Below are 20,346 nucleotides of genomic sequence, written 5' to 3' on the forward strand. Positions count from 1 at the left end.
TGAAACATGAGCCCACTACCTGGCCAGCATCGTGCTTTCTGCTGTGTTCCAGAAGCGGGTCAGGGCCGCTGCCGTTGTTTCCGGCGCCTCCACCGCGGGCGAGTGCACCGCGCCCGGCACCACGACGCAGTCGCAGTCGAGGCGGTCGGCCATCTCGGCCTGCAGCCGGGGCGGCCAGCCGTCGTCGTGTTCCCCGTAGAGGACCAGGGTCGCCAGGCCTGATTCGGCCAGTTCGTCGACGCGGTCGTCGGCGTCGAGGACGGCCCGGCCCATGCACTCCAGACCCACCAGCGAGTTGGCGAACAGACGTCGGCGCAGGAAGGCCACGATCTCCTCCGGAACCCCGGCCTTGATCGCGTCGGGTTCCATCTTCTCGGTCCACATGGCTTCCAGGCCGAGCTCGGGCATCTTCTCCAGCATGCGCCGGCCGGCCACCTCGCGGGGGCCCACCATCCCGGCCGGGCCGGAGCTCATGAGGGTGTAGGACGCCAGTTTGCCGGTGCCGTCGAGGACCGTCTCACGGGTGACGAGGCCGCCGAAGGAGTGGCCGAGCAGGTGGACGGGCTCTCCGCCGCCCACGACGGTCACCAGGGAGTCGACGTCGCGGCCCAGGGCCTCGCGGGTGTAGGCGGCGGGGTCGTCGGGGCCGGGCGTCTCGTATTGGCCGCGCAGGTCGACGGCGACCACGCGGCGGCCCGCCTGGGCGAGGGTCTGCAGCACCGAGAGGAAGTCTTCCTTGCTGCCCGTGTAGCCGGGCACCAGCAATGCCGGCCACCGGTCGGGCAGGCCGCTGCCGGGCAGGGCCTCGAGGACGGCGAACACCCCTTCAGGGGTTTCGATCCGCTTCGGGCTCACTCCGGGTGGCAGGTCCAGGAATCTCGGCGTACTCACGTGAAGCCACGATACTGAAACCCGCAGGGCGCCGCAGATGAGCAGCGGAGCCCTGCGGTGTCAGGGCTAGTTCCGGCGCGGGCGCGGGCGGTTGCCGCCGGTGCCGGAGTGACGGCCGTTGCCGCGCGCGGCCTTGCGCTCGGTGGCGGCCGAGGGCGCGGGCAGGTCGTCTTCGGTGGCCAGGTCGGGCGACCGGAAGACGATCGCGAACGGGCTGGCCGGGATGATCTTCTCGGGTTCGGCCGGCCGGGTGGTCTCCATGGGAGTCACCTCCACCTCTTCCTCAACTTCGTGAATCTCATCGTGGATCGGATCGAGGATGTCGCCCTCGAAGAGAGCGGGCGCCTCGGGGACCTCGACGACGTCGACGACCTCGTCGACGACCTCGGCGACGGTCTCGGGGACCTCGTCGGACGTGCGGCCGGCCCGGGTGCGACGGCGGTTCCTGGCCGGGCGCTCCCTGCGCTCGTCCTTCTCCCTGTCGCGGTCCCGGTCACGGTCGCGGTCTCTGTCGCGGTCCTTGTCGCGGCGGCTGCGGGTGCGGCCGGTCTCGCCGAGGTCTTCGATCTCCTCGGCGTCGAGGCCCGCCCGCGAGCGGTTGGCGCGCGGCAGCACGCCCTTGGTGCCCGCCGGGATGCGCAGCTCTTCGAGCAGGTGGGGCGAGCTGGAGTAGGACTCGGCCGGCTCGGGGTTGCCGAGGCCCAGCGCGTTGTTGATGACCTTCCAGCGGGTCATCTCGGTCCACTCCATGAACGTCACCGCGACGCCGGTGCGACCGGCCCGGCCGGTCCGGCCGATGCGGTGGACGTAGGTCTTCTCGTCCTGCGGCAGGTCGTAGTTGACCACGTGGGTGACGTCGTCGATGTCGATGCCGCGGGCCGCCACGTCGGTGGCCACCAGCACGTCGATCTTGCCGTTGCGGAACGCCCGCAGGGCCTGCTCGCGCTGGCCCTGGCCGAGGTCGCCGTGGACGGCCGCCGCCGCGAACCCGCGGTCGCGCAACTGCTCGTGCACCATGTCGCAGGCCCGCTTGGTCTCGCAGAAGACCATGGTCAGGCCCCGGCCCTCGGCCTGCAGCAGCCGGGACAGGATCTCGATCTTGTCCATCCGGTGGGTGCGGTAGACGAACTGGGTGACCTGCGAGGGGGCGTCGTTCTCCGCCTCGGTGGTCTCCGCGCGCACGTGGATGGGACGGGTCAGGTAGCGCCGCGACAGGGCCACGATCTCGCCCGGCATGGTGGCCGAGAAGAGCATGGTCTGCCGCTGCTCCGGCACCAGCTTGATGATGCGTTCGATGTCGGGCAGGAAGCCCAGGTCGAGCATGCGGTCGGCCTCGTCGAGCACCATCATGGTGATCTGGCTGAGGTCGAGGTGCTTCTGCTTGATCAGGTCGAGCATCCGGCCCGGGGTGCCGACGATGACGTCGACCCCGCTCTTGAGCGCCTCGACCTGCGGCTCGTAGGCGCGCCCGCCGTAGACGGTCAGGATGCGGGAGCCGAGCTTCCCGGCGGCCAGGACGAGGTCTTCGGTCACCTGGAGGGCCAGCTCGCGGGTCGGGACCAGAACGAGGCCCCGGGGCTTCTTGCGGTTCTTGCGTGGCTTCCCGACGGACTGGAGCATCGCGACGCCGAAGGCGTAGGTCTTGCCGGTGCCGGTGCGGGCCTGGCCGATGACATCCTGGCCGGACAGCGCGAGGGGGAGAGCCATCTCCTGAATCGGGAAAGGTGAGACGATGCCCTCGGTCTCCAGGGCATCGGCGATCTCTGGGATGACACCCAGGTCTCGGAACGTCGTAATCGTCGCCTGCCTCAGTCGTGTGGCGAAGGCGGTTTCGTGACCAAACGGGCTCGCGTGCCGGGTCCTTACGAAAGGCGCCTTCGACGTCGTACGCGACCGCGCGCAGCCAAACTCTCTGGGGGTTACCGGGAACAGATACCCCGGATCAACACAGTGCGGTCGCACTTCTCACAGAGCAGTCTACTCGATACCACAGCTGCTAACCGATTTGCGGCGTGTTTCGCATGTTTCTTCGTGAGACCCTGCCCCTACGCTGCTGCCATGACCATTTCCCGGCCCGGTGTCGTCGACCTTCTCGGGGTGCTCGCCTACGCCGAGCTCACCGCGTTCCTCCGGATGGCGCAGGACGCCTCCGTGCTGGCCCCCTCGCTGACCGACAGGGCCGCGCTCGGCGACGTGGCGGCCACCGAATACGGCCACTTCCGGCTGGTCCGCGACCGGATCGCCGACCTGGGTGCCGACCCGGAGGAGGCGATGGCCCCGTTCGCCGACGCCCTCGACGCCTGGCACGAGCAGACCCAGCCGGGAGACTGGTACGAGGCCCTCGTGAAGGCCTACGTGGGCACCGGGCTGGCCGGCGACTTCTACCGGGTGGCGGCCCGCCGGGTCGACGAGGAGACCCAGAAGCTGGTCGACCAGGCGCTGGCCGACGAGGCCCGCTCGGAACTGGTCGTCGAACGGGTCAGGAAGGCGCTGGCGGAGGATCCGCGCCTGGGCGGCCGGCTGGCCCTGTGGGCGCGGCGGCTGGTCGGCGAGGCGCTCAGCCAGGCCCACCGGGTCGCGACGGCCCGGCCGGAACTGGCCGAACTGCTGGTCGACGGCGACGACCTGGCCGCCATCGGGCGCATGTTCGCCCAGCTGACAGAGGAGCACGGCAAGCGGATGTCGGCGCTCGGGCTCACTCCCGGAGGCTGAATCAGGCGCCCCAGAGTGATGATCGAGAGGCGTGAAGGCGTCATTGGGTTGTACCGTGCGAGTTATGAGGGCCTCGCGCCGCTACGGCAGTTCCTTGACAAGATGTGGACCGAACCGATGGGCCTCCCGCGCGGTGTTGCGCAGGGCGAGCTCAGGATGCCCGACCATCAGCAGACGCAGGGACGACGCACACATCCCACGCAGACGTCCGCCGGGCTGTATCCACGGTCCCCGTTAGAGAAGCCAATGGGCGCCGCCGTCCAAAAGCGGCGCCCGAAGGCACTCATCTAGAGGGTGCCGCCGAAGCCGACCGAACGGCTGGCCCCCTCGCCGATCTCGATGAAGCCGAGCGCCGAGACGGGCACGATCACCCGGGTCCCCTTGACGTCGGTGATCGAGAAGACGCCGCGGTCGGCCGCGAGCGCGTTGCGGATCTCCGCCTCGATCTCCTCGACGGTGAGGTCGGTCTCGACGACGAGTTCACGGTGCACCGACTTTACGCCGATCTTGATTTCCATCTGGGCCCCTTTCGAGAGGGTTCCATCGTGACCCCGGGAGCCGTCGCGCAGAGCCCTGATCGCGGCGGGCGTAAAGCTACGTCGTGCGGGGGAAACCGCCGATGCCGCGCCACGCCAGGCGGGCGATGAGCCCGGCCGCGGCGTCCTTCGGGATCGCGCCGCCGCTGGTCAGCCAGTAGCGGGCGCTCACCTCGGCCATGCCGACGAGCCCGACGCCGAGCAGGTGGGCGTCTTCGCTGGAGCAGCCGGTGTCCTCCTGGATCACCTCGGCGATCGCGTCGGCGCTCTGCCGTAGCGAGCGTTCCATACGTTCGCGCACGGCCGCGACGTTGCGCAGGTCGCTCTCGAAGACCAGCCGGAAGGCCTCGCCCTGGCTGGAGACGAAGTCGAAGAACGCGCCGATGGCGGCCTGGACCCGCTGCTTGTTGTCGCTCGTGGAGGCCAGCGCCTCCTTGCAGCGCGACACCATGTCGTCGACGTGGACGTCGAGCAGCGCCAGGTAGAGCTCGAGCTTGCCCGGGAAGTGCTGGTAGAGCACCGGCTTGCTGACGCCGGCCCGTTCGGCGATCTCGTCCATGGCGGCCGCGTGGTAGCCGTTCTCGACGAAGACCTCTTGGGCGGCGCTGAGCAGCTGGCGACGGCGGGCGAGCCGGGGCAGCCGGGTGCCCCGGGGCTTGGCGTCCGGGGTAGCGGTCACGGCCTCTCCTTGCGCGCGGGCTTCTCTTCTGATCAGGTGGCCTTCGGCCGCGGCCACATTCTATGGCTGGGCCACCAGGTCAGCGATAGTCGTCCTCGTCGTCGGCGTATGTCCGTTTCTGGTCGGTGGCGTCCGCCGGGTCGGCCTCCAGCGGCAGATCCTCCGGCCAGGGGCTCTCTTCAGGCTCGTCGTCGAGGGGGCGGTTCTGCTCGGCGACGTCGGCCTCGGTGGCTTCGCTTGCGCTCTGCTCGGACATGGCGTCCTCCTCTCGGCCCACACTACGGGAACAGGTCTCCGGACGTCCCGACCCGCGCCAGCACGTCTGACGTGGTGAATCTGAGCTGGTCAGGGTGGTCGCAACCGGCCACCTCGTCCCACGTCAGCGGGGTGGAGACGGTCGGGCGGGGGTTGGCCCGCATGGAGTAGACGGCGACCGTGGTCTTGGCCGGGTTGTTCTGGCTCCAGTCGATGAACACCTTCCCCGGGCGTTCGCGTCTAGCCATCACGGCGGTGACGAAGTCGTGGCGGCGGGCCAGCCGCTCGGCCATCGCCTTGGCGAACTCCGAGGTGCTGACCTCCGATGCCCACGGCACGTGGAGCTGCATGCCCTTGTTGCCGCTGGTCTTGGCGAAGCAGTCGAGGCCCTCCTCGGCCAGGGCGTCGCGCAGCAGCAGCGCCACCACGCAGCACTCGACGATCGTCGCCGGGGCGCCCGGGTCGAGGTCGAAGACCAGCAGGTCGGGCGGCAGCGGGTCGCCGTCGCCGGAGACCCGCCACATGGGCACGTGCAGCTCCAGGGCGGCCAGGTTGGCGTAGTAGACGAGCGTCGGCAGGTCGTCCACGATCGCGAAGTCGATGGTCTCGCGGTCCTTGGTGCTGCCGGGGACGGGCAGGCGTACCCGGCGCACCCACGAAGGCGTGTGGGCGGGCGCGTTCTTCTCGAAGAAGAAGGCCCCGCCGACGCCGTTCGGGTAGCGCTTGACGGTGAGCGGCCGCCCGCGCAGATGGGGGAGCAGGACCGGCGCGATCCGGGTGTAGTAGTCGATCACCTCGGCCTTGGTGAACCCCGCCTCGGGATAGAGGGTCTTGCCGAGGTTGCTCAGCACCAGGTCACGGCCCTCGACCTGGACGGGGACCTTCTTCACAACCGCACCTCCGCCGGGATCTTGTCCGGCCGCAGGCGGCGCCAGGCGGGCGCGCGCAGGCGGCCCTCCGTGGTCTGGTTGGCGTAGGCGACCTCGCCGACGATCTCGGGGCGCACCCAGCGTGCGTCTCTGGCGATCTCCCTGGGCAGTTCTCTCGTGTACGCGCTGCGCGGGACCTCCAGCGGTGCGAGCAGCGTGAGAAGTTCGTCGAGGGCGGCGTCGCTGAACCCCGTACCGACATGACCCAGGAAGACGAACCCGTCGGGGCCGAAGGCCCCCATCAGCAGCGAGCCGATCCCGCCCGACCTGCGGCCCCTGCCGGGCCGCCAGCCGCCGATGACGACCTCGCGTTCGGTCACGTTCTTCACCTTCACCCACCAGGGTGACCGGGTGCCCGGTCGGTAGCGCGAGTCGACGTGCTTGGCCACCACCCCTTCGAGCCCCTGCTCGACGGTGGCGGCCACGACGTCGGGGTGGCAGGGGAAGGTCGGCGCGACCGTGATCCCGAGCGACTCCAGCAGGGCCCGCCGCTCGTGGTAGGGCCGGTCGAGCAGCGCCTCGCCGTCGAGGGCGAGCAGATCGAAGGGCATGTACGTCACCGGCACCGCCCGCAACAGCCCGTGGGCCCCCGGGTCGCCGACGTGCATGCGCCGCTGGATCAGCTCGAACGAGGGTTTCCCGTCGTGGTCGAACGCGACGACCTCCCCGTCGAGCACGACCGAGCGGCCGGGCACCTCCAGGCCGGCGACCTCGGGATAACGCCCGGTGACCTCGACGCCCTTGCGCCCGAACAACCGGGGCGAACCCTCCAGGTAGGCGAGCACCCGGATGCCGTCCCACTTGACCTCGAGCACGTAGTGGGCGCCGTCCGGCGGCAGCGGGCCGGGGACGGCGAGCATCGGTTCGACCGGGTATGGCAGTGCCACAGGGGGTATGTGCCCATTAGGTAAGTCATCTGAATCCCGACATGGCGGTATTCGAACACAGAGACGAGAATGTGGCTATGCGCAGCATCTGGAAAGGCGCCATCTCGTTCGGCCTGGTGACGATCCCCGTGAAGCTCTACTCGGCGACCGAGCAGAAGGACGTCTCCTTCCACCAGGTGCACCGCGAGGACGGCGGCCGGATCCGGTACAAGCGCGTGTGCACCGTCGACGGTGAAGAGGTCGCCTACGCCGACATCGCCAAGGGCTACGAACTGCCCACCGGCGACATGGTGGTGCTGACCGACGACGACTTCGCCGACCTGCCGCTGTCGAGCTCCCGCCGCATCGACGTCCTCCAGTTCACCCCGGTGGAGCAGATCGACCCCATCTACTTCGCCAAGTCCTACTTCCTGGAGCCCGACGCCCAGGGCGCCAAGCCCTACGTGCTGCTGCGCGACGCGCTGGAGCGGTCGGGCCAGGTCGCGATCGTGAAGGTCGCGCTGCGCCAGCGCGAGTCGCTGGCCACCCTGCGGGTGCGCGACGGGATCTTCGTCCTGGAGACCATGCTCTGGCCCGACGAGGTGCGCACCGCCGACTTCCCGTTCCTCGACGAGGACATCGACCTGCGCCCGCAGGAGCTCAAGATGGCCGAGTCGCTGATCGAGACGATGGTGGGCGACTTCGACCCGGGCGAGTACAAGGACGCGTACAGAGAGGCGCTCCAGGAGGTCATCGACGCCAAGGTGGCCGGGCGCGAGGTGATCCAGGCCGAGGCGCCGGCCGAGGCGGGCCCCGCCGTCGACCTCATGGCCGCCCTGCGGGCCAGCGTCGACGCCGCGAAGCGCGAACGCGAGGGCGCCCAGAAGAAGAAGGCGGAGCCCAAGAAGAAGGCTCGCAAGACCGCCTAGAAGCGCCCACGGCGCAGGAGGTCGAGCTCGAACTTGTTGCCTCGCCTCAGATAGGCGTCCTGGGTGTAGCCCACGCGGCCGTTGCCGACGCCGACGACGCGGCGCCACCTGTTCTCCTCGCCGAAGAGCCGGCAGCTGCCGGTGATGAAGTCGCCGAGGTTGTAGAGGTCGTCAATGATCTTGCTCTTGACGTCGGGCGCCGTGTGCACGGGGGCGGCCGCGTTGAACATGGTCTTGGCCCCCCTCATGAGCTGATACGAACAGACCTCCGCGTCCGCGGGGGCCGCCGCCGCGGTGACGAGGGTGCCGGAGGCCAGGGCCGCCGCGATGGCGATACCAGTCAGACGGGTTATCATCATCACTCCTAGTAATCATCGTGATCCTTTCGGTGATAACCCTGTGTGACCAAACGAAACGTGCCGCGATGACCGGAGTCATCGCGGCACGATCGTCGCTGGGATCTCAGAAGACCACTCAGGTCATTCCGTGATCAGGTCCTGCTAGTTGCGGTGCCAGCGGTACTGCTTGTGGAGGTGCCAGCCCTCCGTGAAGCCGCTGCGCGGGCTCCAGCGGTGACGCTTGAAGTGCGACTTGACCTTGTGGAAGTGGTGGCCGCCGTGGAAGCCGTGGCCCCAGCCGCCGCCGTCGCCGCCCCAGTCGCCGCCGCCGTCGCCGTCCCAGCCGCCGCCCCAGCCGCCGCCGCCGTGGTGGTGGTGGCCGCGGACCGGGTGGCACTTACCGATGGTGTAACCACCGGAGTGCAGGTAGCCGACGATCCGGCTACGGTGCCACGGGCGGTGGTAGACCCGCACGTAGTGACGGAAGCGGCCCGCCGGGAACGCACCGTGGTGCAGCTTCGGGTCGGCGTGGTGCGAGCCGTGCCGCACCTTGAAGACGCAGGTGTGGTTGTGGTGGTGGTGGCCGTGGCCGTAACCGTAGTTGTTGCCGTAGTCGTCGCCGCCCCACTCGTAACCCCCGTGGTCACCGGCGGCGGCGGGAGTGGCGAGGGCGAGGACGGCGCCGCCGCCGACGAGGGCGGCGGTAGCCAGGGTGCTGGCGAGCTTCTTGAGCTGCATCAATTACTCCTTGTGATTGGCTGGTGCCTGATCGTGTTATGTCCTCACTCTGCGTGACAAAACGGGCAACATCCTGCTTTTGCGGTCACTTAGCGTAGTCATGGAGTACGATGGGGTGGATTGTCCGTAAACGGCGGGAGGACGAGGCGTGACAAACCCGATTCCTGCGGAGGTTCCGGGCCCTGTGCCCGACTGGCCGAGCGACCGGGTCGATCTTGGCGATCTGCGGCTCAATTACCGATTTACGCCTGACGGGCCCCAGGAGAAGGCCGTGATGATCCACGGCCTGGCGGGGTCCGCGACCAACTGGACCGACCTCTCTGACCTGCTCAAAGACCAGGTGCGCACGTTCGCGCCCGACCTGCCCGGCGCCGGGTGGTCGCCCGAGCCGGAAGACCGCGACTACTCGGTGTCCGCCCACGCGCGGGCTGTGGTGCGGTTCGTCGAATGGGTGGGCGGGCCGGTCCACCTGTTCGGCAACTCGCTGGGCGGGGCGGTGTCCGTACGGGTGGCCGCGTGGCGGCCCGACCTGGTGAAGTCGCTGACGCTGGTCTCCCCGGCGCTGCCCGACCTGCTGCCCCGGGTGGGCCCGGCGCGGGTGGCGCTGTCGGCGGTGCCCGGCGTGGCCGAGTTCGTGATCCGCCGGATGTCGGTGACCGTGCCGCCGGAGAAGCGCATCCAGGCCACCATCTCCATGTGTTACGGCGACCTCGACTGCGTCCACCCCGATCGGCTGGCCGCCGCAATCAAGGAACTGCGCCGCCGTGACGACCTGCCCTACTCCGCCTCGGCCATGATCGGTTCGGCCCGGGGCATCGTGCGCGAGTACTTCCGGCCCGACCTCTGGCGTGAGGCGGCCCGGGTCGAGGCCCCCACCCTGGTCATCCACGGGCGCCGCGACCGCATCGTCGACGCGCGCATGGCCGCCCGCGCCTCCCGGGCCTTCCGCGACGTGCGGATCGTCACGCTGCCCTGGGCGGGCCACGTGGCCCAGATGGAGTCGCCTCAGATCGTCGCCCGCGAGGCCCGTGCGCTGATTCGGGAATGCGCGGACGCGCCGGTTAGGTTGTGATGTGGAGCGCGTCCCCTTGGGACGCGAGCCTTACCCTCGAACGCCCTGAAACGGGAGTGGAACTGTGTCGTTGCCACCGCTGGTCGAGCCGGCCCCCGAGCTCACCGTCGACGAGGTGCGCCGCTACTCGCGCCACCTGATCATCCCCGACGTCGGGATGACCGGGCAGAAGCGGCTGAAGAACGCCAAGGTCCTGTGTGTGGGCGCCGGCGGTCTGGGCTCCCCGGCTCTGATGTACCTGGCCGCGGCGGGCGTCGGCACGCTCGGCATCATCGACTTCGACGTGGTCGACGAGTCGAACCTGCAGCGTCAGATCATCCACGGGCAGTCCGACGTCGGCCGCCTCAAGGCCGAGTCGGCCGCGGCGACCGTGCGCGAGATCAACCCGCTCGTCAACGTGGTGATCCACAACGTGGCCCTCACCACCGACAACGTGATGGACGTCTTCTCGGGCTACGACCTGATCGTCGACGGCACCGACAACTTCGCCACCCGCTACATGGTCAACGACGCGGCCGTGCTGCTCGGCAAGCCCTACGTGTGGGGCTCGATCTACCGCTTCGACGGCCAGGCCAGCGTCTTCTGGGCCGAGCACGGCCCCTGCTACCGCTGCCTCTACCCGGAGCCCCCGCCTCCCGGCATGGTGCCCTCGTGCGCCGAGGGCGGCGTGCTCGGCGTGCTCTGCGCCTCGATCGGCTCGATCCAGGTCAACGAGGCCATCAAGCTGCTGACCGGCATCGGCGACCCGCTGGTGGGCCGTCTGATGATCTACGACGCGCTCGAGATGAAGTACCGCGACGTGAAGGTCCGCAAGGACCCCGAGTGCGTGCTGTGCGGCAAGAACCCGACGGTCACCGCGCTGCTCGACGACTACGAGGCGTTCTGCGGCGTCGTCTCCGACGAGGCCCAGGCGGCCGCGCAGGGGTCGACGATCACCGCGCTGGAGCTCAAGAAGTGGCAGGACGACGGCGAGAACATCTACCTCGTCGACGTCCGCGAGCAGGGCGAGTACGAGATCGTCAACATCCCCGGCGCGACCCTGATCCCCAAGGGCGAGTTCCTCAACGGCTCGGCCCTGGAGAAGATGCCGCAGGACAAGAAGATCGTCCTGCACTGCAAGTCGGGCGCGCGTTCGGCCGAGGTGCTCGCGGTGCTGAAGAGCGCCGGGTTCTCCGACGCCGTCCACGTCGGTGGAGGCGTGCTGAGCTGGGTCAAGACGGTAGACCCGTCTCAGCCGACTTACTGATACGACCCATCTGGGCCGGTTACAGTCGGTCCGTGACGGAAAGACGCAGTTGGCCGGCGCTCGTCGTGGCGTCGGCCCTCACCGTGAGCTGCGCGGTCGTCGCGGGGGTGGGGGTCAGTTCGGCGATGACCGAGCTGACCCGGGGCCCCACCAAGCAGGAACGCCGCGCCGCCGCCGCAGAGGAACTGGCCCGCCGCTGGCGCACCTGGCCGGCCGGCAAGATCTTCCCCGACCGGCTCGGCTACACCTCCGAGCAGGGCGGCCGTGAGGTCGCCCGCCGGGTCGGCATCGGCCCCGAGACCGATTGCGAGCCGGCCGTCGACGCCGCGTTGCGGACCGCGATGGACGAGGCCGGGTGCCGGGGCCTGATCCGCGCCACCTATCTCGACGCCGTCGAGGGCGTCGTGGTCACCATCGGGGTGGCCGCCTTCCGCGACTCCGCCGCCGTGATGGCCGCCACCACCGCGCTGCCCCGCGAACACCGCCCATCGCCGGGCCTGCGGCCCCTCACGTTCGCCAAGACCGCCACGGAACGCTTCACCGCGGCGGGCCGCCAGTACGGCACCTACCACCGGGCCGGCCCTTATCTCGTGATGGTCACCGCCGGGCAGGCCGACGGCCGCCCCGCCAAGGCCCTCGACCGGCCGATGACCTCGATGTTCACCTTCACCGACGAGTTGTCGGAGCAGATCGCCCGCGGCCTGGTCGCCGCCGAGCCCGCGACCTGCGACTCGGAGGGCTTCCTGTGCTGATCCGGGCCCTCGCGGCGGCGCTCCCGCTGCTCTTCCTGGCCGCCCCCGCCTACGCCGACGGCGTGCGCGGCGGGCAGACCGGCACGCTCGGCATGATCGGCATCAACCAGGCCTGGCGTGAGACCAAGGGCGCCGGCGTCCTGGTGGCGGTGCTCGACTCGGGCGTCGACCCCGCCCACCGCGACCTCGCCGGGTCGGTCCGGGTGGGCCGCGACTTCACCAAGGGCGCCAACCCGCCCGATACGCGGCCCCAGCGGCTGCACGGCACGTACATGGCCTCGCTCGTCGCCGGGCACGGCCACGGGCCCGGCGGGCGCGACGGGGTGGTCGGGGTCGCGCCGGAGGCCGAGATCCTGTCGGTCCGGGTGATCCTGGAGGACGACGAGCCCGGCTTCAAGAAGTTCAACATGGACGAGCGCTACGAGGGCGTGATGGCCAAGGGCATCCGGTACGCCGTCGAAGAGGGCGCCGACGTGATCAACCTGTCGATCGCCAAGGGCGCCGCGACGGAGGACGACCGGGCGGCGGTGGCGTACGCGATCTCCAGGAACGTGGTGCTGGTCGCGGCGGCCGGGAACGACGGCGCCGAGGACGCCGGCGGCCACTACTCCTATCCGGCCTCGCTGCCCGGGGTGATCTCGGTCGCGGCGGTGACGGGAACGATGCAGCGGGCCTTCTTCTCCACCCGCAACGCCTCGGTGATGCTGGCCGCGCCGGGCGTCGACATCCTCGGGGCCGGGCCCGGCGACGAATACTGGGTGGGCCGGGGCACCTCCCAGGCGACGGCGCTGGTGTCGGGGGTGGCCGCCCTCATCAAGGCGAAATATCCGAAGATGTCGCCCGCGCTGGTGGCCCAGGCCCTGGCCGGTTCGGCCGTCGCCCCCAAGGGCACCGGCTACAACACCGGCACCGGCTTCGGCGTCGTCAACGCCGGCCGCGCGCTGGCCGCGGCGGCCCTGCTCACCGGGTATAGACCGACCGCTTCGGGGAAGGAGGCCCACGATCCCGACCGCCCCTTCGCCACCGCCTCCCCGCAGCCGATCGCCATGGTGCGGCGCGACCGCCGGATGATCACCTTCTACGGTGCGGCGGGCGTCGCCGGGCTCCTCGGCGCAGGTGGCAGCGTCGCTGTGATCGTCGTCTGCGCCCGCCGGGCGCGGCGCCGGGAGGCTTCACCAGAAATCGCCACGTAGGAGACCTCTACCGAATCGTTGGCGTATGGAGTCTTCGGCGTAACATTGAGGAATGTCGCCACAGCAGCCGCGAGCCCAGCGAACGCGGGTGCGCCCATGGCCGGCCACACGCGGGCGCGCGGCGGCGGTCCAGGCAGCCAAGGAGCGGCGGGAGCTCGAGAAGGGCGTCCGCCGCCGCGGCATCGTCACGAGCCTGCTGACGGCCGCGGTGCTGGTGGCGGCCGTCAACGCGGTGGTCGCCGGGGTCGGCATCGTCCAGGAGACCCGTTCCCGCCCCCTGACCGGTCAGGAACGCGCCGACTACGTGAAAGAGGACGTCGCGCGGCGCTGGCACGACTGGCCGGCCTCGATGGTCTTCCCCGACGAGCTCGAATACGTCGGCCTGGCCCGGTCGCAGCAGTTCGCCCGCCGGGTCGGCATCGCCCCCGAGATCCCCTGCTGGGCGGGGGTCGACCGCTCGGTCGCCTCGGTCTTCCGCGAGGTTTCGTGCCGGTCGCTGCTCCGGGCGACCTACGTCGACCAGTCGGGCACGTTCGCGATCACGGTCGGCGTGGCCGTGATGGCCGACGAGGACGCCCGCACCTCCGCCGCCGCCAAGCTGCCGATCGACGACCGGGTCGGGGTGCGGCCGGTGGCCTTCCCGGGCACCGTGACCGACCTGTTCGGCGCGGCCCAGCGGCAGCGGTCGGGCTGGGTCGGGGTGGGGCCGTACATCGTCTTCTACACCGCCGGGTACACCGACGGGCGCACCCGTGACGCGATCCCGCAGGAGGAGCTGTTGCACAGCGAGCTGTGGCCGACCGCGCAGGCCCTCGGCGCCCGGGTGGCCCGGTCGCTGGGCGAGGAGCCCGAGGTGCCGCGCTGCACCCAGGGGAACGAGTGCTGAGGGCGGCCGCCCTGGCGGCGGCCGCGCTGCTGGCCGTCGCGGCGGCCCCGCCGCCCCTCGACGACCTGGGCGTCGACGCCGCCTGGGCGAAGACCAAGGGCGCCGGGGTGACGGTGGCGCTGCTCCACGACCGGGTCGGCGACTCGCCCGGCCTGAAAGACCGCGTCGTCCAGGCCCCCGACATGACGGGAACGTTCTTCGAGGGCGACGAGATGCGCACCAACGACTACTCGACCATCCTGGCCGGGCTGGTCGCGGGCGACGGCGCCGGCGGCGGACCGCAGGGCACCGCGCCCGAGGCCACGGTGTTGTCGGTGCCGATCACCTCGATGCCCCTCGAAGGCGGCCTGGTCGACCCCGAGGGCCCGCAGGGCACCCCGCTCGACAGCCCGATCGCCCGGGGCGTGCGCTACGCCGTCAACCACGGCGCCCAGGTGATCGTGATCCCGATGGGCATCTTCGGCGTCGGCCGGATCGAACGCGACGCCGTCTCCTACGCCCTCCAGCGCGACGTGGTGGTCGTCTCGGGGGCGGGCGACGTCGGCCAGTGGCCCTCGTCCACCGCCAACGGCACCTCCTACTGGCAGTTCCCGGCGGGCTTCCCCGGCGTGATCGGGGTGGCCGCCGTCGACGACGCGGGCGTGCGCGCCCCCGCCAGCTCCGACAACCTCTCTGTCCTGGTCGCCGCCCCGGGCGTGCGCATCCCGGCGGGGCAAGCGGGCGGGCGGCCGCTGGCGGTGAACGGCACCCAGGCGGCCAGCGCCCTGGTGGGCGGGGTGGCCGCCCTGATCCGGGCCGAATACCCCCGGCTGCCCGCCGAACTGGTCGCCCGGTCGGTGTCCGACTCGGCCGGGCCCCACCCGGGCAACGGCTACGACGACAAGGTCGGCTTCGGCGTGGTGAACGCGGGCAAGGCGCTGGTCCGCGCCGGGGAGCTGGCGAGATACCAGGAGGCGGTGCCCGTGGGCGGCGACCTCCACTTCGGCGGGGGGCCCAAGTCGCCCGGTCCGCAGCCGCCCGGCCCCGACCCGCTCCGGTTGTGGGTCTACGGCGCGGGGGCGGTGGTGAGCCTGGCCGCCTTCGGCCTTCTCGCCGGGTTGCTGGCGCGCCGCCGGAGATGACGACTTAGAGGGAAACTTGCCCTTTCTCATCACAACAAGGGGCAAAGGTTCGCTATCGTCGCGCCTCATGGGTTACGAGCTGCGCGTCGAGCGTGAATCACCGCTCGCCTACGCCGAACTCGTCCGGGCGCTGTCGGGCCATTCCGACCTCGAAGTGCGCGGATCGGCCGAGGCGGGAGAGGTCGTCGCGCGGCACGGCGACGAGGGCCACCGGGTCGCCGAGTGGTCGGGCCGGTTGTTCGGCTCGCCCGAGTCCGACTGGCACCTCGCCCACCTGGCGCGCGTCGCCGAGCTGCTGGGCGGACGGCTGGTCGGCGAGGACGGCGAGGTCTACGGCGTCCGCGACGGCATTCTGGAACAGGGCGACGTCGAGTTCGGCAAGGTGGAGGACCTCCTCTACGCCGGACCGACAAGCTGGAGCCAATGAACGATCACCCGCCGCCGTTCGCCGACCGGGTCCTCGACCTGGTCGAACGGATCCCGCCCGGGAGGGTCATGTCGTACGGCGACGTGGCCGAATATCTCGGCGAGGGCGGGCCCCGGCAAGTGGGGCGGGTGATGGCCACCTGGGGCGGCGCCGTCCCGTGGTGGCGCGTGATCAGAACCGATGGGAGCCCGCCGCCGGGCCTGGAGGCCGAATGTCTCCGCAGGTGGCGAACGGAAGGAACACCGGTGAAAGGGGAACGCGCATTGATGCGTGAGGCACGATGGGACGGAATCCCCCTTTAACCGGCATTACCATTTCTGAAACACCGGTCATCCGAAGGGTGGTGCCCCCTTATGACACCCGCTCGCCAGGGCGATTCCGTCGCCGATCGACTGCGGGCTGTCCAGGAGCTCTATGACAGGGGCGAGCCACTCGACGCCCTCGTGGAGCTCATTCGCGCGGAGGGTCTGAGCAGCGCCGAACGCGCCCGGCTCGACGCCGAGGTGCTGGCCGGTTGCCTGGGCGCCCGGCTCGACGCCGCCGCCAAGCGCGGCCCCGCCCGCAGGGCCCAGGCCATCGAGGTGCTGCGCCCCTATCTCGCCACCGTCGACCCGAAGGTCAAGCGCGACCTGCCGGTCGGCCGCCGGGTGGCCTTCCACCTGGTCGAGACCGCCGACGTCACGACCCTCGCCGACGGCGACGCGCTGGCCAAGCTGGCCGCCGCGGCCGCCGAGCCGTCCCGGCGCGTCCGCAAGGGCCTGCGCTGGTACGCCGACCTCCCCGTCGAGGTCCCCGACCAGTCGCTGCTGCGCCTGCGCCCCGCCGACATGGTGCCCGTCACCCAGATCGACGACATCACCTGGGAGAACGGCAAGCTCCGCATCACCGGCCACGCCTACCTGGCGGGCCTGTCGGTGCGGTCGCGCCGCTTCAACCGGGCGACGGTGGTGCTGCGGGGTCCGCGCTGGCTGCCGCCGGTCACCCTCAAGACCACCCGGGTCTTCCGGCCCGAGGCCACCCACGACGCCCGCGAGCCGGGCTGCAACTACGACTGGGCCGGCTTCCAGGCCGAGCTCAACCCGTTCTCGCTGCGCTGGCGGGCGGGCGTGCGGGCGCTGGTCCGTGGCGCCAAGCGGGTGATCAAGCGTCGGCACACCGTCCAGGACACCACCACCTGGCGGGCCGAGATCGTGATCTGGTCGCGGGCCGCCCGCGCCAAGGGCGTGCTGCGCGGCCCGTCGATCGGCCGGGTCGAGCGGCCCGCCGGACGCCGGACCCGCGACCGCTGGTGGGTGCGGCCCGTCTGGACGTCCGACAAGGCGCTCCAGGTCGTGCTCCAGCCCACGCGGGCCGAGCTGACCGGCGTCAAGATCGACGGCGACACGGTCGAGCTGACCGGCTTCCTGCCGGGGCGCGCCGTCGACAAGGGCAAGGCCCGCGTCGGCGGCCACCGCATGCCGGCCGAGTTCACCCCCGCCGAGGGCGGCAGCGTCTTCTCGCTCTCGCTGAGCGTGCAGACCCTGCTGACCGCCGACGCGCGGCGGCTCTGGGTCGAGCCCAAGGGCGACCCGGCGGCCTCGGTCATGCTGGAGGGCACTCCGGAGACCCGGCTGCTGCTGGGCGACCGCGAGATCACCGTCCAGGGCGACCGGCGCGACCGCGTGGTCGTCTCGGGCCACAAGGTGCTGCCCGTCATCAAGGCGATGGCCTGGAACGACGGCTCGCTCAAGCTGACCGGCGAATACCCGGCCGAGGCGGGCGAGCGCGACCTGGTGCTGCGGCACCGGGGCGGGCTGACCTACCGGGTGCCGCTGCGCCGCGAGGGCACCGCCTTCGAGGTGGAGTTCGCGCCCGGCGCGATGCCCCGCTTCGGCGACGGCACCCCGCTGGTCGAGGGCACCTGGACGATGTCGGTCGCCCCGCCCGGCAAGTACGGTCCCGCGATGGTGCCCGTCCGCGTCGACCACGCCGCCCTCGACACCATCGACGAGGAGCAGCGCACGGTCGGCGGCCGGGTCTACCGGTTCGTGGCCACCCGCTACGACGTGCCCGTCCTGGTGGCGGCCGAGGAGCGGCCCGGCGACGAGCGCAGCGCGGCCGGGGTGTGGGCGCTCAGCCGCACGTTCTACCCGGCCGAGAAGGCCAAGCCGATCCGCCAGGCCACCGTCTACGCCTCCTTCGACGGCCGGTCCTACTCCGACAACCCGCGCGCCATCTACGAGGAGCGGCTGCGCCGGGGCGACGAGGGCGAGCACATCTGGGTCGTGCGCGACGGCGCGTTCACGCCGCCGGGCTCGGCCGAGCTGGGCCTCGGCGAGGGCATCGTGCCGACGGTCGTGCGGGAGGGCAGCCGGGAGCACTACGAGGCCTTGGCCCGCGCCCGCTACATCGTCGCCAACCAGTTCCTGCCGCCGTGGTTCCGGTCGCGCGACGACCAGGTGTACGTCCAGACCTGGCACGGCACCCCGGTCAAGCACATCGGCCGCGACCTGCCCCACATGCGGCGCGAGCCGCGTCCGCCGGTGTACGCCCGGCAGACCACCGAGGTCCGCCAGTGGGACCTGCTGATCTCCCAGTCGTCGTGGGCGTCGGGCGTGCTGCGCAAGGCGTTCGGCTATGAGGGCGAACTGCTGGAGTGCGGCAACCCGCGCAACGACGTGCTGTTCCACCGCGACGCGCTGGCCCCGGCCATCCGCCGCCGGCTGGGCATCCCCGAGGGGAAGCGGGTCGTGCTGTACGCGCCCACCTTCCGCGACTGGGACCGTCGCAACGCGGCCGTCAAGCTCGACCTGGCCGACGCGCAGCGGGCGCTGGGCGACGACCACGTGATCCTGGTGCGCGGGCACATGATGCAGGCGTTCCCGCACGTGCAGTCGCTGGGCGGGTTCGCGATCGACGTCACGACCTATCCCGACATGGCCGATCTGCTGGTCATCGCCGACGTGCTGGTCACCGACTACTCGTCGTCGGTGTTCGACTTCGTCGCGACCGGGCGGCCGATCGTGCTGTTCACGCCCGACATCGACAAGTACAAGAACAGCCGGGGCCTCTACCTCGACCTGGAGGCCCAGCGGCCGGGCCCGCGCCTGGCCAGCTCGGCCGAGGTGGTCGAGGTGCTGCGCACCATCGACTCGGTGTCGGTCCGGCTCGCCGACCGCTACGCGGCCTTCGCCCGCACGTACGCCCCGCACGACTCCGGGAAGGCCACCGCCCGCCTGGTCGACCACGTCTTCACCGGATAACGTTAAAGAAACTTTCCTATTGCCGCCGTCACGTGATCCAATGAGGATCGTGTGGCGGCGGCTTTCGTTGGGACTGGTGATGCTGGTGACGTCGTGTGGTCCGGGCACTCCGGCGGAACCTCCGCAGCTCGCCCTCGTGCCCTATCCCGCCTCGGTGACCCGGCTGGAGCAGGGCTTCACCCTCGAACCCGGCGACACGGTCGCCTCGGCCGAGCCGGCGGTCGCCGAACAGCTCGTCGGCGGGCTCCGGGCCGACACCGGCTTCGAACTGACGACCGGTCCCCAGGGCCGGATCAGGCTCGACCTCGACGCGCCGCAGGCCGGCGCCGAGGGCTACGAGCTCACCGTCGGCCCCGACGGCGCCCGCATCAGCGCGGCCACCCCCGAAGGGCTGTTCCGGGGCGCGCAGACCTTCCGGCAGCTGGCCCGCGAGCGGGAGGTCCCGGGCGTGCGGATCAGCGACCGGCCCCGCTACGCCTGGCGCGGCGCGATGCTCGACGTCGCCCGCCACTTCCGGCCGGTCGCCGACGTCAAGCGGTTCGTCGACCTGATGGCGGCCTACAAGCTGAACGTGCTGCACCTGCACCTGACCGACGACCAGGGCTGGCGCATCGCCGTGCCCGGCTGGCCCAAGCTGACCACGGTCGGCGCGTCGACCGAGGTGGGCGGCGGGCCCGGCGGCTTCTACACGGCCGCCGACTACCGCGAGATCGTCCGGTACGCCCAGGAGCGCTTCGTGCGCGTGGTGCCCGAGGTCGACGTGCCCGGCCACACCAACGCCGCCCTGGCCGCCCACCCGGAGCTCACCTGCGACGGGGTGGCGCCAGAACCGTACACGGGCATCAAGGTCGGTTTCTCGGCCCTGTGTCCCGGCAAACCCGAGACGGCCCGGTTCCTGAACGACGTGCTGAAGGAGCTCGCCGCGCTGACCCCCGGCCACCACCTGCACATCGGCGGCGACGAGGTCGAGAAGCTGAGCGCCCGCGAGTACGCCCAGATCGTGGAGCTCGCCGCCAAGGCGGTGACGGCCAACGGCAAGGAGGTCGTCGGCTGGCAGGAGGCGGGCGCGACCGTGCTGCCGCCGAACTCGCTGGTGCAGTACTGGCAGACCAACGGCGGCCCCGAAGACGTCGAACGCGCGGTCGCCCAGGGCGCGAAGGTCATCATGTCCCCGGCCAGCCGGGTCTACCTCGACATGAAGTACGACGACACCACCAGGATCGGCCAGACCTGGGCCGGCACCACCGAGGTCGACGACGCCTACGACTGGGACCCGGCCACCCTGATCGACGGGATCGGCGAGGAGAAGATCGAGGGCGTCGAGATGGCCCTGTGGACCGAGACCGTCGTCACCATGGACGACGTGGAGCTGCTGGCCTTCCCGCGCCTCCCGGCCGTCGCCGAGGTTGCCTGGACCCCGCAGGCGCAGCGTTCGTTCGACGCGTTCGCGGCCCGTCTGGCCCCGATGGCGACCGTCTGGGACCGATGGGGGGTCGACTACCACCGTTCGCCGCGCATCAGCTGGCCGTGACGT

Annotated in this window: 21 protein-coding genes; 12 read left to right on the forward strand and 9 right to left on the reverse strand. The window is 71.0% G+C overall.

Features of this window, described 5'->3' with window-relative positions; all coding sequences use genetic code 11:
- Positions 1 to 15: 15 nt before the first annotated feature.
- Both AW274_RS36445 and AW274_RS36450 read right to left on the reverse strand, forming a co-directional pair.
- Positions 16 to 891: an alpha/beta fold hydrolase gene (locus tag AW274_RS36445; RefSeq protein ID WP_062443059.1), complete on the reverse strand. Its 876-nt coding sequence runs from the start codon at positions 889 to 891 to the stop codon at positions 16 to 18.
- A 66-nt stretch (positions 892 to 957) separates the two neighbouring features.
- Complete coding sequence (locus tag AW274_RS36450; RefSeq protein WP_063813879.1) at positions 958 to 2,598, reverse strand: DEAD/DEAH box helicase; 1,641 nt, start codon at positions 2,596 to 2,598, stop codon at positions 958 to 960.
- 351 nt (positions 2,599 to 2,949) lie between these two features.
- On the opposite strand from AW274_RS36450, the gene AW274_RS36455 reads away from it, so the two are divergent.
- A complete protein-coding gene (locus tag AW274_RS36455; protein ID WP_062339066.1) occupies positions 2,950 to 3,603 on the forward strand; it encodes a ferritin-like fold-containing protein in 654 nt (217 codons plus the stop codon).
- Between the two features lie 287 nt (positions 3,604 to 3,890).
- Here AW274_RS36455 and AW274_RS36465 read toward each other — a convergent pair whose 3' ends face one another.
- The 5 genes from AW274_RS36465 to ligD (AW274_RS36485) all read right to left on the reverse strand — a co-directional run bounded on the left by AW274_RS36465 (position 3,891) and on the right by ligD (AW274_RS36485) (position 6,889).
- Positions 3,891 to 4,121 carry a DUF3107 domain-containing protein gene (locus AW274_RS36465; RefSeq protein ID WP_062443063.1) on the reverse strand — a complete coding sequence of 77 codons (231 nt, stop codon included), beginning with the start codon at positions 4,119 to 4,121 and terminating at the stop codon, positions 3,891 to 3,893.
- Between the two features lie 76 nt (positions 4,122 to 4,197).
- Positions 4,198 to 4,818, reverse strand: a complete 621-nt coding sequence (locus AW274_RS36470) for a TetR/AcrR family transcriptional regulator (protein ID WP_083975438.1) — start codon at positions 4,816 to 4,818, stop codon at positions 4,198 to 4,200.
- A 79-nt stretch (positions 4,819 to 4,897) separates the two neighbouring features.
- A complete protein-coding gene (locus AW274_RS41630) occupies positions 4,898 to 5,074 on the reverse strand; it encodes a hypothetical protein (RefSeq protein WP_198169576.1) in 177 nt (58 codons plus the stop codon).
- 22 nt (positions 5,075 to 5,096) lie between these two features.
- The gene (ligD, locus tag AW274_RS36480) at positions 5,097 to 5,963 is read right to left on the reverse strand and encodes a non-homologous end-joining DNA ligase (RefSeq protein WP_062443067.1); all 867 of its coding nucleotides are present in this window, start codon (positions 5,961 to 5,963) and stop codon (positions 5,097 to 5,099) included.
- Entirely contained in the window at positions 5,960 to 6,889 is a 930-nt protein-coding gene (gene ligD, locus AW274_RS36485) for a non-homologous end-joining DNA ligase (RefSeq protein WP_232320659.1), read from the reverse strand. Before ligD (AW274_RS36485) ends, ligD (AW274_RS36480) begins: the two co-directional genes overlap by 4 nt.
- A gap of 77 nt (positions 6,890 to 6,966) precedes the next feature.
- Between ligD (AW274_RS36485) and ku the strand changes: the two genes are divergently transcribed.
- A complete protein-coding gene (gene ku, locus AW274_RS36490; protein WP_062443069.1) occupies positions 6,967 to 7,797 on the forward strand; it encodes a non-homologous end joining protein Ku in 831 nt (276 codons plus the stop codon).
- Here the strand turns inward: ku and AW274_RS36495 are convergent.
- Both AW274_RS36495 and AW274_RS40905 read right to left on the reverse strand, forming a co-directional pair.
- On the reverse strand, positions 7,794 to 8,153 hold the full coding sequence (locus AW274_RS36495) for a hypothetical protein (RefSeq protein WP_157520923.1): 360 nt from the start codon (positions 8,151 to 8,153) through the stop codon (positions 7,794 to 7,796). The two genes, ku and AW274_RS36495, sit on opposite strands and share 4 nt — an antisense overlap.
- Positions 8,154 to 8,297: 144 nt before the next feature.
- Entirely contained in the window at positions 8,298 to 8,873 is a 576-nt protein-coding gene (locus tag AW274_RS40905; protein ID WP_062443075.1) for a hypothetical protein, read from the reverse strand.
- Between the two features lie 271 nt (positions 8,874 to 9,144).
- On the opposite strand from AW274_RS40905, the gene AW274_RS36505 reads away from it, so the two are divergent.
- The 10 genes from AW274_RS36505 to AW274_RS36545 all read left to right on the forward strand — a co-directional run bounded on the left by AW274_RS36505 (position 9,145) and on the right by AW274_RS36545 (position 20,343).
- A complete protein-coding gene (locus AW274_RS36505) occupies positions 9,145 to 9,945 on the forward strand; it encodes an alpha/beta fold hydrolase (protein WP_500786080.1) in 801 nt (266 codons plus the stop codon).
- 64 nt (positions 9,946 to 10,009) lie between these two features.
- The gene (gene moeZ / locus AW274_RS36510) at positions 10,010 to 11,191 is read left to right on the forward strand and encodes an adenylyltransferase/sulfurtransferase MoeZ (RefSeq protein ID WP_062443080.1); all 1,182 of its coding nucleotides are present in this window, start codon (positions 10,010 to 10,012) and stop codon (positions 11,189 to 11,191) included.
- A gap of 32 nt (positions 11,192 to 11,223) precedes the next feature.
- Positions 11,224 to 11,943 (forward strand): hypothetical protein, encoded by a 720-nt coding sequence (locus AW274_RS36515; protein ID WP_232320660.1) that lies wholly within the window; start codon positions 11,224 to 11,226, stop codon positions 11,941 to 11,943.
- On the forward strand, positions 11,937 to 13,136 hold the full coding sequence (locus tag AW274_RS36520) for a S8 family serine peptidase (protein ID WP_232320661.1): 1,200 nt from the start codon (positions 11,937 to 11,939) through the stop codon (positions 13,134 to 13,136). Before AW274_RS36515 ends, AW274_RS36520 begins: the two co-directional genes overlap by 7 nt.
- 88 nt (positions 13,137 to 13,224) lie before the next feature.
- Complete coding sequence (locus AW274_RS36525; RefSeq protein WP_232320662.1) at positions 13,225 to 14,022, forward strand: hypothetical protein; 798 nt, start codon at positions 13,225 to 13,227, stop codon at positions 14,020 to 14,022.
- A complete protein-coding gene (locus AW274_RS36530) occupies positions 14,016 to 15,143 on the forward strand; it encodes a S8 family serine peptidase (RefSeq protein WP_062443088.1) in 1,128 nt (375 codons plus the stop codon). Before AW274_RS36525 ends, AW274_RS36530 begins: the two co-directional genes overlap by 7 nt.
- Before the next feature lie 67 nt (positions 15,144 to 15,210).
- Complete coding sequence (locus AW274_RS36535) at positions 15,211 to 15,570, forward strand: hypothetical protein (RefSeq protein ID WP_062443091.1); 360 nt, start codon at positions 15,211 to 15,213, stop codon at positions 15,568 to 15,570.
- Complete coding sequence (locus tag AW274_RS39865) at positions 15,567 to 15,872, forward strand: MGMT family protein (RefSeq protein WP_083975419.1); 306 nt, start codon at positions 15,567 to 15,569, stop codon at positions 15,870 to 15,872. The genes AW274_RS36535 and AW274_RS39865 overlap by 4 nt, the downstream gene beginning before the upstream one ends.
- 141 nt (positions 15,873 to 16,013) lie before the next feature.
- On the forward strand, positions 16,014 to 18,812 hold the full coding sequence (locus AW274_RS36540) for a CDP-glycerol glycerophosphotransferase family protein (RefSeq protein ID WP_232320663.1): 2,799 nt from the start codon (positions 16,014 to 16,016) through the stop codon (positions 18,810 to 18,812).
- A 40-nt stretch (positions 18,813 to 18,852) separates the two neighbouring features.
- On the forward strand, positions 18,853 to 20,343 hold the full coding sequence (locus AW274_RS36545; protein ID WP_062443093.1) for a beta-N-acetylhexosaminidase: 1,491 nt from the start codon (positions 18,853 to 18,855) through the stop codon (positions 20,341 to 20,343).
- Positions 20,344 to 20,346: the final 3 nt, after the last annotated feature.

Source organism: Herbidospora daliensis (genome assembly GCF_001570585.1).
Classification (GTDB): Bacteria; Actinomycetota; Actinomycetes; order Streptosporangiales; family Streptosporangiaceae; genus Herbidospora; species Herbidospora daliensis.

Bases quoted from the DNA above. Each gene is read 5' to 3' on its own strand.
- AW274_RS36455 (WP_062339066.1), top strand. From the start codon at position 2,950: ATGACCATTTCCCGGCCCGGTGTCGTCGACCTTCTCGGGGTGCTCGCC.
- ku (WP_062443069.1), top strand. From the start codon at position 6,967: ATGCGCAGCATCTGGAAAGGCGCCATCTCGTTCGGCCTGGTGACGATC.
- AW274_RS36450 (WP_063813879.1), bottom strand. From the start codon at position 2,598: ATGGCTCTCCCCCTCGCGCTGTCCGGCCAGGATGTCATCGGCCAGGCC.
- AW274_RS41630 (WP_198169576.1), bottom strand. From the start codon at position 5,074: ATGTCCGAGCAGAGCGCAAGCGAAGCCACCGAGGCCGACGTCGCCGAG.
- AW274_RS36545 (WP_062443093.1), top strand. From the start codon at position 18,853: ATGAGGATCGTGTGGCGGCGGCTTTCGTTGGGACTGGTGATGCTGGTG.
- AW274_RS36465 (WP_062443063.1), bottom strand. From the start codon at position 4,121: ATGGAAATCAAGATCGGCGTAAAGTCGGTGCACCGTGAACTCGTCGTC.
- AW274_RS36495 (WP_157520923.1), bottom strand. From the start codon at position 8,153: ATGATAACCCGTCTGACTGGTATCGCCATCGCGGCGGCCCTGGCCTCC.
- AW274_RS39865 (WP_083975419.1), top strand. From the start codon at position 15,567: ATGAACGATCACCCGCCGCCGTTCGCCGACCGGGTCCTCGACCTGGTC.
- AW274_RS36535 (WP_062443091.1), top strand. From the start codon at position 15,211: ATGGGTTACGAGCTGCGCGTCGAGCGTGAATCACCGCTCGCCTACGCC.
- AW274_RS40905 (WP_062443075.1), bottom strand. From the start codon at position 8,873: ATGCAGCTCAAGAAGCTCGCCAGCACCCTGGCTACCGCCGCCCTCGTC.